Genomic DNA, 15,957 nt, shown 5'->3' on the forward strand with positions numbered 1-15,957 from the left:
GGAGCGGCTGTCCAAGCCGATCATTTTCCGGGTCATGGAAGCGGGATGAAGCACGGCGGGCGCCCCGGTGGCAACATCCGATTGCGCGCCCATCAACAGGACGCGCGGTCAAATGTTTGAAAACCATAGCTTTCTCTGGACCGCGCGGCGTTTCACGAATATGGCAGGTTGCGCGGTGCAAAACGAGCAACTGGAGCCATGAATGAAGCGAATCCTGATCGGCCTGATCGCACTCCTCGTGCTCGGCGCGGGCGGATGGTTCGGCTTCAATGTCTATGTCCAGCATCGGGCGACGAGCGAGGTTGAGGCCACGTTCGAGCAGATCCGCGCAGGCGGTGGCCAGGCCAGCCATGGTAAGATCACGTTTGAGCTCGCGACCCGGACGCTGACGATCGAAGACATCAATGTCGAGTCCGCCCCGCCTCAGCTCGCCAGCGTCAAGGTCGCAAAGGTCACGGCCGTCGGCGTACGCCAGCCGGTTGAGACCCGTTTCACGGCCAACGGCATTGAGGTGTCCGGAGTCGAGGTCGCCTTTACGGCTACCGATCGAGCAAAGCTGAAAGCGAACTACAAGATCCCGCGGATCAGCGCGCAGGATTTTTCCGGTCCCACCCGTGCGGCCGCCGCGCCGCTGTCCGGCTCGATCATCGACATGTACCGCTTCATGCTCGCGCAATACGCGACCGTCTCGGCGGCCTCGATCGCCGTGCCGACCGTCACGGTCAACGTCGATGCGGGCACCGGCAATGCCGGCGGCGGCGATTATGTCTATTCGGGTCTGTCGATCCAGAACGTCGACCGCGGCAAGATCGAAACGGCAAAGACGGACCGCATCACGTATGCGATCGACCTCGCTCAGCCGGGCAAGCCCGCGAAGATGACCGGCGAGCTGTCCGGTCTGGCCGCCTACGATTTTGACGCAACCGCCGTACGGGCGTCGCTCGATCAGAAAGAATCGAGCGACGACAGCTTCCACAAGGTCTATCGACACATCTCGGTCAATTCGTATGTGGTTACGACCGCACCGGGCGTGCGCGTGCAGATCGACGGCATCAGCCTCGACGACATCGCGATCCGGCCCTCCAAATTCCGCCCGGCCGAGATCATCGCGCTGGTGCCCGCTGACGGCTCGATCCCGACGCCGGCGCAGTCGCGCGACATGATGGAGAAGGTGGCCGACTTCTTCGAGGGCTTCCAGATCGGCAAGGTCGAAATCGGCAAGCAAAAAGTCGACACGCCGCAAGGAACGGGGCGGCTCAGCGCCGTCAAATACGATCGAGACACCATCGCGCTGGAAGGCCTCGACATGCCGCTGCCGCAGGGGCAGCTCAAGATGGAGCGCTTCGCGCTGAAATCCTTCAGCGCAGCGAATCTGATGCGCTGGGCGGCAAGCCTTAGAACGCCCGGGCAACCGCCCTCGCCCGATCAGATGCTGGGCCTGTTCCGGGTGCTCGAAGGCGCCGAGATCAAGGGCGTGGTGGCTCCCTACAAGACGACGCGGCAGTTCGTCACCATCGACACGCTCAGCCTGAACTGGGGTCAGCTGGTCGGATCGATCCCGAGCAAGGTTAATCTGGTCGTGAAGATGGTCACGCCCACCGATCCCTCCAATCCGGCACAGCGACCGCTGATCATGGCGGGCGTCGACAAGCTCGCGATCAACCTCGATCTCGGCGCCGCCTGGACGGAGTCATCGGGCGCCTTCGCGCTCGCACCCGCCACACTCGATCTCGGCAACCTCGCCCGGGCGCAGGCCCGCTTCGCACTCGCCAACGTTCCGCGCGGTGTGTTCACGACCGATCCGGTGCAGGCCATGAGCGATGCCGGGAAGATCGAGACTGGCGCGATCGAGCTGTCCTTGCGCGACAGCGGCGCAGTCGATCTCGTCGTGGCGCAGTTCTCCCGCATGCAGAATGTCAGCCGCGATGCCGCCCGCAGTGCCATCGTCGAGATGATCCGCGCGCAGGGCGAGAAGCTCGCTGCGTCCAACCTCGATGTCCGGGCTGCGGTCAATGCGCTCGCCGGCTTCGTCGCGACCTCAGGGCAGACACTGACCATCAAGCTCACGCCCCGCGCCAAGGTGCCGCTGATGCAATTCATGCAGCTCTCGCAAAGCGACCCGGAAAGCGCGCTGGCGCAGTTCAGGATCGAGGCGACGACAGGATTGTAGGAGAGAGACAGGCGGCTCTCTGCTCCTCGTCATTGCGAGGAGCTCTTGCGACGAAGCAATCCAGGCTGCCTCCGCGGAAGATTCTGGATTGCTTCGCTGCGCTCGCAATGACGGTGTGGGGACAGCCTCTCCCCGCATCGGCCTTCGCCGAGGTTCGGCGGGACGACCGCGGAGAGGCAACGCGCCTCACTTCTGCGGCAGGTTGACCCGCACATGCAGCTCGCGGAGCTGCTTGGTGGTGGCTTCCGACGGGGCGCCCATCAAGAGGTCCATGGCCTGCTGGTTCATTGGGAACAACGAGATCTCGCGCAGATTGTTGGTGCCGCACAAGAGCATCACGATGCGATCCACACCTGCGGCCATGCCGCCATGCGGCGGCGCGCCGTACTGGAAGGCGCGGTACATGCCGCCGAAGCGGTCGACCACTTCCTGCTCGCCATAACCTGCGATCTCGAACGCCTTCACCATCGCTTCCGGCACGTGATTGCGAATGCCGCCCGAGGCGATCTCGTAGCCGTTGCAGGTAATGTCGTACTGGAACGCCTTGATGGTCAGCGGATCCTGGCCCTTCAGCGCGTCGAGGCCGCCCTGCGGCATCGAGAACGGATTGTGCGAGAAGTCGACCTTCTTGTCCTCCTCGTTGTACTCGTACATCGGGAAGTCGACGATCCAGGCGAGCTCGAACCGCTCCTTGTCGGTAAGCTTCAACTCCTCTCCGACCTTGTTGCGGGCCAAGCCTGAGAACTTCCAGAATTTGTCGGGATCGCCGGCGACGAAGAAGGCGGCGTCGCCCTCCTTCACACCGATCTGCGCACGGATCGCAGCGGTGCGCTCCGGCCCGATGTTGTTCGCGAGCGGACCGGCGCCCTCGCCGCCCTCGCGCCACATGATGTAGCCCAGACCGGGCTGGCCCTCGCCTTGCGCCCACGAATTCATGCGATCGCAGAAGGCGCGGCTGCCGCCGCCCGGTGCGGGAATGGCCCAGACCTGGTTCTTGGGATCCTCGAGCATGCGCGCGAACACCTTGAAGCCGGAGCCGCGGAAATGCTCCGAGACGTCCTGCATCTCGATGGGATTGCGCAGGTCCGGCTTGTCGCTGCCGTATTTGCGCAAGGCTTCCGCGAACGGAATCCTCCGCCAGCCCTTGGTCACGGGCTTGCCTTTGGCAAACTCCTCGAACACACCGGTGATGACCGGCTCCATTGCCGCAAAAACGTCTTCCTGAGTCACAAAGCTCATCTCGACGTCGAGCTGGTAGAACTCGCCGGGCAGACGGTCGGCGCGCGGGTCCTCGTCGCGGAAGCAGGGCGCGATCTGGAAGTAGCGGTCGAAGCCCGACATCATCAGCAGCTGCTTGTATTGCTGCGGCGCCTGCGGCAGCGCGTAGAACTTGCCGGGATGGATGCGCGAGGGCACCAGGAAGTCGCGCGCGCCTTCCGGCGAGGACGCCGTCAGGATCGGGGTGTTGAACTCGAAGAACCCCTGCCCCTCCATGCGTCGACGCATCGACTTGATGATCTCGACGCGCGTCATGATGTTCTGGTGCAGTTTTTCGCGCCGCAGATCCAGGAAGCGGTATTTGAGCCTGATATCTTCAGGGTATTCCTGATCGCCGAACACCGGCAGCGGCAGGTCGCCGGCCGGGCCCAGCACTTCAATCTCGGTGACATAGATCTCGATCTTGCCGGTCGGCAGATCGTCGTTGTCGGTGCCTTCGGGGCGGCGGCGGGCCTTGCCGTCCATCCGCACCACGAATTCCGAGCGCAGCTTCTCGGCCAGCGAGAATGCCGGCGAGTCCGGGTCGACCACGCACTGGGTCAGGCCGTAATGGTCGCGCAGGTCGATGAACAGCACGCCGCCATGGTCGCGAACGCGATGGACCCAGCCTGACAGGCGGACCGTCTCGCCGATGTTGCTCTCGCGGAGCGCGCCGCATGTATGTGACCGGTAGCGATGCATGGTCGTCCCAAAATCAATGTCTGAGGAAGCGAATCGAACCGCCTGTCATGGCCGGTCCGCGATTGCGGCAGGGTTTACCCGACGAGACCGGGGGCGGCAACCAAGGGAACGGCCTGTTTTGGACCCGGAGGGCCATTTTTGGCTTATCAGAGGTCGAGCCTTTGCCATCAGGCGATCCAACCCTATCTTCAGGTCATGACGGTTCATTTCCCCTTCCAAAACTCCTATTCGGCGCTGCCGGACAGCTTCTTTGCCCGCGTCGCGCCGACCCCGGTCGCGGCGCCACGGCTGATCAAGCTGAACCGGCCACTGGCGGCCCAGCTCGGGCTCGATCCTGACTTACTGGAGACCCCCGAAGGCGCGGCGATCCTGGCCGGCAAGACGGTTCCCGAGGGCGCCGACCCCATCGCCATGGCATATGCCGGTCACCAGTTCGGGCATTTCGTGCCTCAGCTCGGCGATGGCCGCGCCATCCTGCTCGGCGAAGTCATCGACAGGGACGGAATCCGCCGTGACATCCAACTCAAGGGAAGCGGCCCCACCCCCTTCTCCCGCCGCGGCGACGGCCGCGCCGCGCTCGGTCCGGTCCTGCGCGAGTACATCGTCAGCGAAGCCATGTATGCGCTGGGCATCCCGACCACGCGCTCGCTCGCCGCCGTCGTCACCGGCGAGCACGTCATCCGCGAGAGCGCGCTGCCCGGCGCGGTGCTGACCCGCGTCGCCTCCAGCCACATCCGCGTCGGCACCTTCCAGTTCTTCGCCGCCCGCCGCGACACCGAAGCGATCCGCCGGCTCGCCGATCATGTCATCGCCCGTCATTACCCTGAGCTGCGCGAGGTGGAGCGGCCCTATCACGCACTGCTCGCCGGCGTCGTCGCGCGCCAGGCCGAGCTCGTCGCGCGCTGGCTTTTGGTCGGCTTCATCCATGGCGTGATGAACACCGACAACAGCTCCGTCTCCGGCGAGACCATCGACTACGGCCCCTGCGCCTTCATGGACGCCTACAATCCCGCGCAGGTGTTTTCGTCGATCGACGAGATGGGCCGCTATGCCTATGCCAACCAGCCGCGCATCGCGCTGTGGAATTTGACGAGGCTCGCCGAATGCCTGCTGCCGCTGTTCGGAAGCGAGCAGGAGAAGGCGGTCGCCGAAGCCCAGGACATTCTCGGCGCCTTCTCCGAGATCTTCAGCGCGACCTATCAAGCGGGCCTGCGCAAGAAGATTGGCCTTTTCTCGGTGCGCGACGGCGACGAGGCGCTGATCCAGGACCTGCTGGATGCCATGGCCAAGAACCAGGCCGACTTCACCCTCACCTTCCGCAAGCTCGGTGAGGCCGCCAGTGCTGACGCCACCGACGTTCGGGCGCAGTTCGTGGAGCCCGCGGCGTTCGACGAATGGGCCGGCCGCTGGCGCGCGCGCATCGCGCTGGAGCCGCAGAGCGCCGCGGAGCGGCAAGCCGCCATGCACGCGGTCAACCCGATGTTCATCCCGCGCAACCATCGCGTCGAGGCCGTGATCCAGGCTGCGGTGAACAACGACGATTACGCGCCGTTCGAGGAACTGGTGCAGGTGCTGGCGAAGCCGTTCGAGGACCAGCCGGAGTACACCGCCTACGCCGATCCGCCGCTGCCTGACCAGCGTGTGTTGCAGACGTTCTGCGGGACGTGAGGCGACGAAGAGATGCCCGAGGCCCGCCTCCGGGCGTGGTGCTCGGTGTGTGAATTGGAACATGCGGTGAGACGTCTCGCCGCGAAGGCCAAGAGGACGCTAGCTCAGATCGTTACGACGATCTTGCCGAACTGGGTGTTCGACTCCAGGAAGCGATGCGCCGCGACGATCTCCTCGAACCGGAATGTCCTGGCGATGATCGGCTTCAACGCGCCGTCCGCCAACCCCTCGAGGATGAATGACTTGGCCCGGGCCAACCGCGCCGGATCGCGGATAATCTCGTGGACGAGGTAGCCGCGCATGATCAGGCTCTTGGTCAGCACGTTGAAGAGCGGAAACGGCGTCGGCGCGGGGCTTAGCCCGCCATACTCGATCAGGATGCCGCCCGTGGACATCGCCGCGGTCAGCGGCTCGAAAGCCGGCCCGCCGACCGCGTCAAACACCACACGGACGCCGTTTGAGCCGGCGATCTCCGCCAGCCGCGCTCCGATGTCCTCTTCGTCCGAGGCGATGACGTGGGCGGCGCCGGCATCGCGCAAGGCGCGCCGCTTGGCCGAGGTCCGTGTCAAGGCGAGCGGGATTGCGCCGATCCGGTTGGCGATCTGAACGGCCGCTAGTCCAACGCTGCTCGATGCCGCCGTGATCGCGACGACGTCTCCTCGTCCAAGGGCAGCGATGTCGACCAGCGCGCCGTAGGCCGTCAGATATTGCATCCACACCGCGGCCGCCGTCTCGAACCCAAGCTCTGACGGATGCTTGACCACGATCTCGGCAGGAAACGTCGCAAGCTCGGCATAGGCCGGCCACCGCACCATCGACAGCGGCGGCACGATGCTGACGGCATCGCCCGGCGCAAGGCCGGCCACATCCTCGCCAACAGCCAGGACGATGCCCGCGGCTTCCAGCCCAAGACCGGACGGTAGCGTCGCGGTCTCGATATAGGCCCCCCTCCGCAGCAGGACCTCCGCACGGTTGAGGCCCAGCGCCTTGACGCTGATCTGCACCTCGGCCCGTGCCGGCGGGGCGACGTCGACGGTCTCGATCTGCAGCACTTCGGGGCCGCCATGCTGATGAAAGCGAACGACGCGGGCCATTGGATCCACTCCGAAACAAATTGAACTGAATGGAGCTATGCCGCGCTGACGGAACCGGATAAATGACCTCACAGAAAGAACAGTCGAAACCCCGAGTTTTTAATCATGGACCGCCTGACTAGCATGGCCGTGTTCGTCAGGGCCGTCGATCTCGGCTCGTTCGCGGCAGCGGCCGACGCCCTCGAGATGTCCGGGCCGATGGTCGGCAAGCATGTGCGCTCGCTCGAAGAGCGCGTCGGCGTTCGCCTCCTCAACCGTACCACGCGGCGCCAAAGCCTGACTGACGCAGGGCAAGTCTATTACGAGCGCTGTCGTGCCGTTCTCGTCGAGGCCGAAGCCGCCGACGCTGTCGTCGCCAACGAGCTCTCAGAACCGAGCGGCAGGCTGCGCGTGACCATGCCTGCCCTGCTGGGACGACACTGCATCGCCCCCTTGCTGATGAAGCTCGCGCGGAAATATCCGCATCTCGAGCTCGACCTCGCGTTCGGCGACCCGATCACCGACATCATCGAGGCCGGCTACGACCTTGCGATCCGCACTGGCGATCTCGACGATCAAACCGGCCTGATCGCGCGGCGCATCGCAAGCCAGCGCATGGTGGTGTGCGGCGCCCGTTCGTATCTGCGCGCCAACGGCAAGCCGAAGATGCTCGACGATCTCGCCGCGCACGAGGCGATCATCTATCGTCGCTCCGGCCGCGTTCGGCCGTGGCTGTTTCCGCTGGGCAGCCAGCCTCCACGCGAGATCGTGCCGGCCGGCAGGCTGAGGCTCGATGATCTCGAGGCCATCGCCGATGCCGCTACGCAGGGCATGGGGCTCGCTTGGCTGCCCTATTGGCTGGTCCGCGAACGCCTCAACACCGGCACCCTGGTCGGTCTCTTCGGCGGCCAGCCCGAATTCCTGTACGACTGCCACGCGCTATGGCCACGCTCGCCCCGGATGCTGCCAAAGGTCCGCGCCGCTGTGGACAGCCTCGCCGCCGGCCTGCCGAAGCTCATGACGTGATGCCGCCTCGATCCGCGTTAACCCCCTGTCCACCATCCGGCCCACCGCTTCGCCGGTAACCATTGGAATTAACAGACCCTCAACGCACCCCCGACAAATCTATCAATGTTTCTGGAGATTTCGCCGTGGATCTGTTGGTTTTCGAGTTCCTGGGATTGGCATTGGTTGCCATGTGCGTAGTCGTGGTGGCGCTGCCTTGCGCGCGCAAATCCTCGCACAGGATCCGCTACGAATAGGACTTTCGTCGGAAAAAGCGATTCCGGCGCAAATGCAAGGCTCGAATTCGCTTCGAGCCCCTTGACATCACAGCGCTTTCGGCAGAACGGCTGATGTCAAGTGTCATGGGCCGTTCATGGATTTGATTACCACCACCGCTGACCTTGCGGCTGCCTGCAGCCGGCTGGCCAAGCACCCCGTCATTACCGTCGATACCGAGTTCCTGCGCGAGACCACCTACTACCCGCTGTTGTGCGTGGTGCAGATGGCCAGCGCCGAGGAAGCCATCGTCGTCGACACCCTGGCCGAGGGGATCGACCTCGAGCCGTTCTTCGAGCTGATGGCCAACGAGAGCGTACTGAAGGTCTTTCACGCCGCCCGCCAGGACATCGAGATCATCTGGCACCAGGCGGGCATCATTCCGCATCCGGTGTTCGACACCCAGGTTGCCGCGATGGTGCTCGGTTACGGCGACAGCATCGCCTACGACGCGCTGGTCGAGAAAGTCGCCGGCCACCGCCCGGACAAGACCCACCGCTTCACCGACTGGTCGCGCCGGCCGCTGACCAAGGAGCAGATGCACTACGCGGTGTCCGACGTCACGCACCTGCGCGACGTGTTCGCCGCGCTCGACGCCGACCTCAAGAAGCGCCGCCGCAGCGAATGGGTATCCATCGAGATGGAGGTCCTGACCTCCCCCAAGACCTACGACTTCCACCCCGAGCGCGCCTGGGAGCGGCTGAAGACGCGGGTGCGCAAGCCGAAGGATCTCGCGGTGCTGATGGAGGTCGCCGCCTGGCGCGAGCAGGAAGCCCAGAGCCGTGACGTGCCGCGTGGCCGCGTGCTGCGCGACGAGGCGGTCACCGACATCGCGACCCACGCGCCTACCACGTTGGAGAAACTCGCCCATCTTCGCTCGGTGCCGAAGGGGTTCGAGAAGTCCAAATGGGGTGCGGACATCGTGGCCGCAGTCGAGCGCGGGCTGGCTCGGGATTTTGCGACGCTGCCGAAGTTGGAGAAGCCGCGCAACAACAACAATGGCGCCGCCATCGTCGAGCTGCTGAAGGTGCTGCTGCGCATGACGGCCGAGCGCCACGCCGTCGCCAGCAAGGTGATCGCGACCGTCGACGACCTCGAAGAGATCGCAGCCGACGACGAGGCAGACGTTCCCGCCCTGCGCGGCTGGCGCCGCGAGCTGTTCGGCGATGCCGCGCTGAAGCTGAAGCGGGGCGAGCTGGCGCTGGCGATCGAGAAAGGCCGCGTGATCGGGGTTCAGCGGGCGGAATAGTTCCCGCTTCCTCCCAGAGTGTCGTCCCGGCGAAGGCTGGGACGACACCGAGAGTGTGGTGGGCCGCTCCGTTCGCGATGAACGCCGGCCTTACGCCGGCGTAAGCTTCGCGACCTCGCCCTTCATGTCGTCCAGCACGCCCGTGATCGCGGCGACCAGATCGTCGATCTGGGCCTTGGTGACGATCAGCGGCGGGCAGATGGCGATGGCGTCCAGCATGTTGCGCGAGATCACGCCGCGCTCCTGGAGCATGCGGCTGGCGATGCCGCCGACCGCGCCCGGTGTCGCGGCCGCGCTCTTGCGGCCCTTGTCGAGCACGAGCTCGATCGCCGCGATCATGCCGACGCCGCGGACCTCGCCGACCAGCGGATGGCTGGTGAGTTCGCGCAAGCGGCCCTGCATGTAGCCGCCGAGTTCGGCCGCATGCGCGACCAGGCCGCGCTCTTCGATGATCTTGAGGTTTTCCAGCGCAATCGCCGACCCGACCGGATGGCCGCCAGCGGTGAAGCCGTGGCCGAGCACGCCGATCTTGTTGCTCTCGTCCGCGATCGGCTCGAACATGCGCTCGTTCAGCAGGATCGCCGACAGCGGGAAATAGCTCGAGGTGATCTGCTTGGAGACCACGATCGCATCGGGCTTGATGCCGTAGGTCTCGCAGCCGAACATTTTGCCGGTGCGGCCGAAGCCGCAGATCACTTCGTCGGCGACCAGCAGGATGTCGTACTTGTTCAAGACCTTCTGGATTTTGTCCCAATAGGTCGCCGGCGGCACGATGACGCCGCCCGCGCCCATCACCGGCTCGCCGAAGAACGCCGCGATGGTGTCAGGGCCTTCCTTCTGGATCAGCGCGTCGAGCTCCTCCGCCCGGCGCGTCGCAAACGCCTCCTCGCTTTCGCCGGCGGCGCCGTCCTTGTAGAAATGCGGCGAGCCCGTGTGCAGGATGTTCGGCAGCGGCAGGTCGAACGAACGGTGGTTGTTCGGCAGGCCCGTGAGGCTGGCGGAGGCAATGGTGACGCCGTGATAGGCGCGCATGCGGCTTATCACTTTCTTGCGCTGGGGCTGGCCGAGCGTGTTGGAGCGATAGGCAATCAGCTTCAACACGGTGTCGTTGGCTTCCGAGCCGGAATTGGTGAAGAACACCTTGCTCATCGGCACGGGCGCGAGCGCGACCAGCTTCTCGGCGAGGTCGATCGAGGGCCCGTGCGATTTGGCGGAAAACGTGTGATAGAACGGCAGCGCCTGCATCTGCTTGTGCGCGGCCTCGACCAGTCGCTTCTCGTTGAAGCCGAGCCCAACGCTCCACAGGCCGGCCATCGCCTCGAAATAGCGCTTGCCCGACGCATCGAAGACGTAAGGACCATCACCGCGTTCGATCACCAGCGGACCGGCCTGCTGATGCGTACGCGCGTTGGTGTAGGGATGGAGCTGATAGGCCACATCCCGGGCCTCTTGCGAATTGGGCAGCATGGACATTTGCGAAGATCCTTGAAAGCGTCACGTCGCGGGCATAGCCGGCGTCATCACTCGATGATCAAGCACCTTGGCTATTGCGACAGCGCCAAGCTTGCAACGCCAATTCGTCGGCAGCAAGCGCCGAGCAGCGTTGCACAAAGCCGCATGTCGGGATTGCGCAAGCTCTCACGCCCCGTCGTCGTGCCCATCATCGGCACCGGCAGCGGCTTCCCTCACCTCCACCAGCGCCATCGAGAGCAGATAGACCGTCGTCGGCAGACCCAGCCTGCGCGCCGTCTCGGCGGCATGCGACAGATCGCTCGCCAAGTCCGTGAGCTCGTCTCCCCGTGACAATCTCTCACCCCATCCGCCGGTCGCGGCCGCCTACACCGCAACGGCGCCGCTGGTTCTGATCAGTTCGGCGCTGGATTGGATTGTAGCAAAGTTCCCGATGACATTCACTACCGCATGCTTGTAGGCGGCGGCATCGCCCGTACCTGGCTGCCGGCAAGCCACGGCGTCAGTCACCAGATGATAGCGATGGCTGCGGTGAAACCCGTCCAGGGCGGTGGCCAGAATGGTCTCGTCCAGGGAAAAACCGATCAGAATGCAGCGCATGGCGCGGATATTGGACATGTAGTCCACAAACCGCGCCGAGCTGTAGGCGGACGGCAGCGGGTGCTCGAACGTCATCTCTCCCGGCCGCGGCTTGGTCCCGTCGATCCAATCGGTCAGCCTGGATGCCGGATTGAACCAGGCGGCCTGCGCGATGCGCTTCAGATGCATCACTGGCCACAGATTGCCGCGCCACAGCGTCAGCAGTTCCAGGCAACGCGCCGTGGCGTCATCCCCGTCGAGGATGACGTGGCGGCGCCCCGGGGTCAGGTATTCGACCTGGAGATCCGCGCAGACCAGAATCGGCGGATCATCGTGGATGGAAGCCAGCATCGTGTTGCGCAGAGCTAAACTAATTTCAGCGGCCGGCGAGCGCGAGGTCCCGCAGCGGTGAAGACACCGCCCGCCCTGCCGAGGCGTCGAGCACGCCCGGCCGGTCCCAATCGCCCTCGGGACGGATGATCACATACGGATCGCTGTCCAGCGTGATCGCGTCCGGGCCCGGCTCGATCTCCAGCAGCATTTCCGTGTAGGAAAAATCCGAGAAGGTGATCTTGCGATTGTGGCCGAGCGGCTTGGCGCCGAAATGGGCCCAGAAATCGACCAGCCTGTCCTGCGCCTGGCCGTAGATCTTGCGAAAGCCCTTGCGCTTCACGTAGTCGACGCTGGCCTGCACCAGCTTGAAGGAGACGCGCGAGCGCCGGAATTGGTGACGCACCGCGAGCCGCTCCACCTTGGCGAAATCGCCGAAGAAGCGCACTCGCAGGCAGCCCGCGGGCTGGTTGCCGACGAATCCGATGAAGTGCGCCGCGACCATATCGTTACCGTCGAACTCCTCCTCGAACGGACAATCCTGCTCGGCGAGATAGACCGCGGAGCGGATGGCTGTGACCAACATGAGATCGTTGGGGTCGCGGGCGAGGCGGATGTTGATGGCGCGGGAACAGGGCTTGGCGACAGGAATCCTAGTACCGTGCATCTGCAAAACTCCTTGCTTGGATGATCGCGCCCGGCATGCGCATCGGCTGCCGATGCCAGGGCCGCTCATAGCACCACAGATCGGGCTGGAAGCTCGGGACCGGCGCAAAGCCGGTCGCCTTCATGATGTCTCGTCCGGCCACCGTTGATGGCTGCGCATAGCAATCCGCATTGCGAAATCTTACTTGCCGCAGATGCGCCGCAGCCTTGCCGAGCCCGGCGATGCCGCGCCCCGTGGCCGCGATCGCCCAGATGTAGATGGCGGCGACGTCTTCCTTCGCGGAAGCGAGATAGTGCGTCTCGGGCGCAGTGAGGCAGAGATCGTCGAGCAGCAGCGCGTCGTGCCCGCGGTCATTGAGAAACAGGAAGGCCATGCCACCGACGAGAAGGCGGTTCCGGTTGAACGTCAGGATACTCTGGGGATCGAACGTGAAATATCGCGCAAGCTCGGCTGTTCCGATCCGCACACCCGGCACCAGCCGGTGCGCCATCTGCGAAAGCGCGGCAATTTCGGAAAAGTGCGCGCAGCGGACGTCGACATCCGGGCTCAGCGGCAAGGCATCGAAATCATGCCTTGCGGCAAACGAGCCCCTTTCCATACCCATATCGCGCCTCTATCTTTCGAGGCTTTCGTGCCCCGCTATGCCATGAGCTTAGCGGCTGGGGATCAGGAGTATGCAACAGTTATTGCACCGGGGTGCTGCGACGATGCAGCACCGTGAAGAAGCCCTGGATACGTCCTGGGACGATTTGAAACTGTTTTTAGCGTGCGCAAAGTATAAAAGTTTTCGCAATGCCGCCGAAGAGCTCGGGCTGATTTCCACCACGTTGATGCGCCGGATCGACCGGCTCGAAGAGAGCATCGGCTGCAAGCTGTTCCTGCGCGACCAGAGCGGCCTCACGCTCAGCGATGAAGGCACCGCGATGATCGCCGACGTCGCGCATATGGAGCGTCACGCCTTCAACGTCTTTCGCCGCGCCTCGCGATCGTCGAACGACACTTCGGGCACGGTGCGCGTCGCGGTGACGGAAGGCCCTGGCAATTTCTGGATCCTGCCGCGACTGATCGACTTCCAGAAGACCTACCGCAGGATCACCGTCGATTTGCGCTGTGCGATGGAGCAGGCCGACGTCGCGCGGCTTGAATCGGACATCGCGATCCAGCTGGAGCCGCCGACCAATCCCGACCTGATCGTCGCCAAGCTGGGCCGCCTGCACATCTATCCCTTCGTCTCCAAGGAGTACGAAAACCTCTATGGTGTGCCGGCGACCCTGGCGGAGCTGACGAACCACCGCATCATCAAGCAGAGCGCGCCGCAGGTCGACGACGGCGCCTACGCCCGTGTGCTCGGACTGAAGTCGCTCGAGGGCATCGTCGGGATCAAGACCAATTCATCGGTCGGCGTGCTCTATGCCGTCGAGCGCGGTGCAGGCATCGGCTTCCTGCCGACGGTCTCGATCGCGCTCGGCGCGCCGCTCGTTGCCGTCGATCTCGGCGTCAGCCATCATGCCGATCTCTGGCTCACCTATCACAAGGAATTCCGCACCTCCGAGCGCCACAAGATCGTGGTCGACTGGCTGAAGAAGATCTTCGATCCCAAGACCTATCCCTGCTTCCGCGACGAGTTCATCCACCCGAATGCATTGGTGCCGATGATGACGGCGGCGCGCGAGGGGTTTGGATTGACGGGCTTCGTCGCAGCGACGCCGGCGTAAGGTTCAGCTCACCATCGGTATTCGACGCCGAGCGTGCCCTGGTGCGACGTCAGCTCGTTGCGGAACTTGCCGTCGTAGTTGACGTAGAGCCGCGCCACGCTGGTCAGGCTGAGCGAAGCCGAGGCCCCGGCATCCATGCCGTAACGGCTCTCGCCGATGCCGGGGACCACGATGTTCTGGGCGCCCAGGCTGACCTGGATCGATCCGAGCTCCTGGTGGAAATTGTCGACGAACTTGCCATAAGCGGACAGGTCCAGGATTTTCTGGTCGATGACGAAGTAGCGGCCGATCTCGGCTCCGATCATGACGCGGGCGCGTGAGAGCGCGGTCGAGCCGACGTTGAGCGGATCGACGCCGCCGGCCTCCTGGAACGCCGCGCTGGTGGCACGCACATATTCCAGCGCGCCCTTGGGGACGATGCGCATCTGGTCCTTGGTCCAGTAGTAGCTGATCTCGGTCAGCGCGCCGTCGATCGCGGCGCGATAGCCCGCATTCGCAAGGCCAAGGCCGGTGTCGCGGCTGGAACGGACCTTGCCGAAACCATGCACCACCGCGAACGCCCAGGTCCACGGGCCCTTGTCGATCGAGCCGTTGAAGCCGATTTGCGTCAGGTCGAGCGTTGCCGACTGCAGCGCCAGCGGCATGTCGATGTCGGTGTGGCTCTGGTCGACGGAGAAGCCGAGATTGACGCCAGGGGCCACGCGCACGCCGAAGCCGGCGACGCCGCCAACCGTCTTGCGCCTGTCGCCGACGAAATCGCCTTGCGCATCGGTGCGGACCGAGATGCCGTAGCCCTCGAACCAGGTGCGGTAGCGCGGATCTTCCGTGCTCGCCGACGCCCCGCCGCCGCCAGGATTGGTGCGGAACGTCCGGTTGAATCCATTCGATGCCTGGTTACCGAGCCGCTCCAGGAAGTTCGAGCCGAGATCGAGCGCGCTGTTGCCGGCGGAACGATCGTCGTTGATCGACGTCGACACCGGGGTCGGTGACGGCGTGGGCGTCGGAGACGCAGCCGGTGTCGGAATCTGTGCGAAACCAGGCGTCGCTGCCGAAATCGTCACAGCGAGCGCCAGCGCAAGCGTCATCGCAAGCGTCATCGCGGCCGACGCCGCGATCCCTCGAACGCGGTCCAGCCCGATCGTCTGCCGTGTCCTGGACAGCTGCGAGAGGCAGCACATGACGACGAATCCCGAAGCGATGGGCGGCCGCAAAAATGCAACATGAGCGGCTCGCGCATGCGGCGATTTGTGCCGAACTGCCACGGAGGGTCAACGGGTTGGCTCGGTGTCACCGCGCCTATTGCGTCCAATTGTGGTTCCACGGCCACAGGTCGCAAATAGCAGACGACGGTACCCCCCACCATCTTGAAAACTACGCGCAGCTTGCTAACGGGCGATTTTCATGTTGCAATGTTGGGACACAATCGGAATTGGCCGCGCTGCTGTGCGTTTCACGACATTGAGCCTCAAGACTCGAACAGACTTCCGGAAGCCCGTTTGTGGCGTGGCACGCGAAAAGCGGCCGCGTCTTTTTTATATCTAGCGGAGGAGACTACGATGCCGCAAAAGGGCACCGTCAAATGGTTCAACCCGACCAAGGGCTATGGGTTCATCAAGCCGAACGGCAGCGACAAGGACGTGTTCGTCCACATCTCCGCCGTCGAGCGTGCCGGACTCTCCACCCTCAACGAGAACCAGGTGGTTGAATACGACCTCGTGGAGAACCGCGGCAAAGCATCCGCGGAGAACCTCAAGGTCTCCTGATTTCTCTCACGGTTACAAACGAGAGATCATGAC

The 15,957-nt window shown here is 64.3% G+C and carries 14 protein-coding genes; 6 read left to right on the top strand and 8 right to left on the bottom strand.

The window, feature by feature from the left end; genetic code table 11:
- Positions 1-202: 202 nt before the first annotated feature.
- The gene (locus IVB28_RS17485) at positions 203-2,170 is read left to right on the top strand and encodes a hypothetical protein (protein WP_247527761.1); all 1,968 of its coding nucleotides are present in this window, start codon (positions 203-205) and stop codon (positions 2,168-2,170) included.
- A gap of 186 nt (positions 2,171-2,356) precedes the next feature.
- Here IVB28_RS17485 and aspS read toward each other — a convergent pair whose 3' ends face one another.
- The gene (gene aspS / locus IVB28_RS17490; RefSeq protein ID WP_247527762.1) at positions 2,357-4,129 is read right to left on the bottom strand and encodes an aspartate--tRNA ligase; all 1,773 of its coding nucleotides are present in this window, start codon (positions 4,127-4,129) and stop codon (positions 2,357-2,359) included.
- A 195-nt stretch (positions 4,130-4,324) separates the two neighbouring features.
- On the opposite strand from aspS, the gene IVB28_RS17495 reads away from it, so the two are divergent.
- Positions 4,325-5,797, top strand: a complete 1,473-nt coding sequence (locus tag IVB28_RS17495; protein ID WP_247528582.1) for a protein adenylyltransferase SelO — start codon at positions 4,325-4,327, stop codon at positions 5,795-5,797.
- Between the two features lie 104 nt (positions 5,798-5,901).
- On the opposite strand, the gene IVB28_RS17500 is transcribed toward IVB28_RS17495, so the two are convergent.
- A complete protein-coding gene (locus IVB28_RS17500; RefSeq protein WP_247527764.1) occupies positions 5,902-6,891 on the bottom strand; it encodes a zinc-dependent alcohol dehydrogenase family protein in 990 nt (329 codons plus the stop codon).
- Between the two features lie 105 nt (positions 6,892-6,996).
- Between IVB28_RS17500 and IVB28_RS17505 the strand changes: the two genes are divergently transcribed.
- A complete protein-coding gene (locus IVB28_RS17505; protein ID WP_247527766.1) occupies positions 6,997-7,896 on the top strand; it encodes a LysR family transcriptional regulator in 900 nt (299 codons plus the stop codon).
- Positions 7,897-8,248: 352 nt separating this feature from the next.
- Positions 8,249-9,400, top strand: coding sequence for a ribonuclease D (rnd, locus tag IVB28_RS17510; RefSeq protein WP_247527767.1), 1,152 nt, complete (start codon positions 8,249-8,251; stop codon positions 9,398-9,400).
- Positions 9,401-9,490: 90 nt separating this feature from the next.
- Here rnd and IVB28_RS17515 read toward each other — a convergent pair whose 3' ends face one another.
- The 5 genes from IVB28_RS17515 to IVB28_RS17535 all read right to left on the bottom strand — a co-directional run bounded on the left by IVB28_RS17515 (position 9,491) and on the right by IVB28_RS17535 (position 13,050).
- The gene (locus IVB28_RS17515) at positions 9,491-10,873 is read right to left on the bottom strand and encodes an aspartate aminotransferase family protein (RefSeq protein WP_247527768.1); all 1,383 of its coding nucleotides are present in this window, start codon (positions 10,871-10,873) and stop codon (positions 9,491-9,493) included.
- A 165-nt stretch (positions 10,874-11,038) separates the two neighbouring features.
- Positions 11,039-11,206, bottom strand: coding sequence for a hypothetical protein (locus IVB28_RS17520; RefSeq protein ID WP_247527769.1), 168 nt, complete (start codon positions 11,204-11,206; stop codon positions 11,039-11,041).
- Positions 11,207-11,236: 30 nt separating this feature from the next.
- Entirely contained in the window at positions 11,237-11,800 is a 564-nt protein-coding gene (locus IVB28_RS17525) for an isochorismatase family protein (RefSeq protein WP_247527770.1), read from the bottom strand.
- 25 nt (positions 11,801-11,825) lie between these two features.
- On the bottom strand, positions 11,826-12,446 hold the full coding sequence (locus tag IVB28_RS17530; protein WP_247527771.1) for a GNAT family N-acetyltransferase: 621 nt from the start codon (positions 12,444-12,446) through the stop codon (positions 11,826-11,828).
- On the bottom strand, positions 12,433-13,050 hold the full coding sequence (locus IVB28_RS17535; RefSeq protein WP_247527772.1) for a hypothetical protein: 618 nt from the start codon (positions 13,048-13,050) through the stop codon (positions 12,433-12,435). Before IVB28_RS17535 ends, IVB28_RS17530 begins: the two co-directional genes overlap by 14 nt.
- Before the next feature lie 70 nt (positions 13,051-13,120).
- Between IVB28_RS17535 and IVB28_RS17540 the strand changes: the two genes are divergently transcribed.
- Positions 13,121-14,161, top strand: coding sequence for a LysR family transcriptional regulator (locus IVB28_RS17540; protein ID WP_247527774.1), 1,041 nt, complete (start codon positions 13,121-13,123; stop codon positions 14,159-14,161).
- A gap of 8 nt (positions 14,162-14,169) precedes the next feature.
- On the opposite strand, the gene IVB28_RS17545 is transcribed toward IVB28_RS17540, so the two are convergent.
- The gene (locus tag IVB28_RS17545; RefSeq protein WP_247527775.1) at positions 14,170-15,339 is read right to left on the bottom strand and encodes an autotransporter outer membrane beta-barrel domain-containing protein; all 1,170 of its coding nucleotides are present in this window, start codon (positions 15,337-15,339) and stop codon (positions 14,170-14,172) included.
- A 378-nt stretch (positions 15,340-15,717) separates the two neighbouring features.
- Here IVB28_RS17545 and IVB28_RS17550 point away from each other — a divergent pair, with 378 nt between their 5' ends.
- Entirely contained in the window at positions 15,718-15,924 is a 207-nt protein-coding gene (locus IVB28_RS17550) for a cold-shock protein (protein WP_007591938.1), read from the top strand.
- Positions 15,925-15,957 lie beyond the last annotated feature (33 nt).

Source organism: Bradyrhizobium sp. 199, from assembly GCF_023073355.1.
In the GTDB taxonomy this organism is placed as follows: Bacteria; Pseudomonadota; Alphaproteobacteria; order Rhizobiales; family Xanthobacteraceae; genus Bradyrhizobium.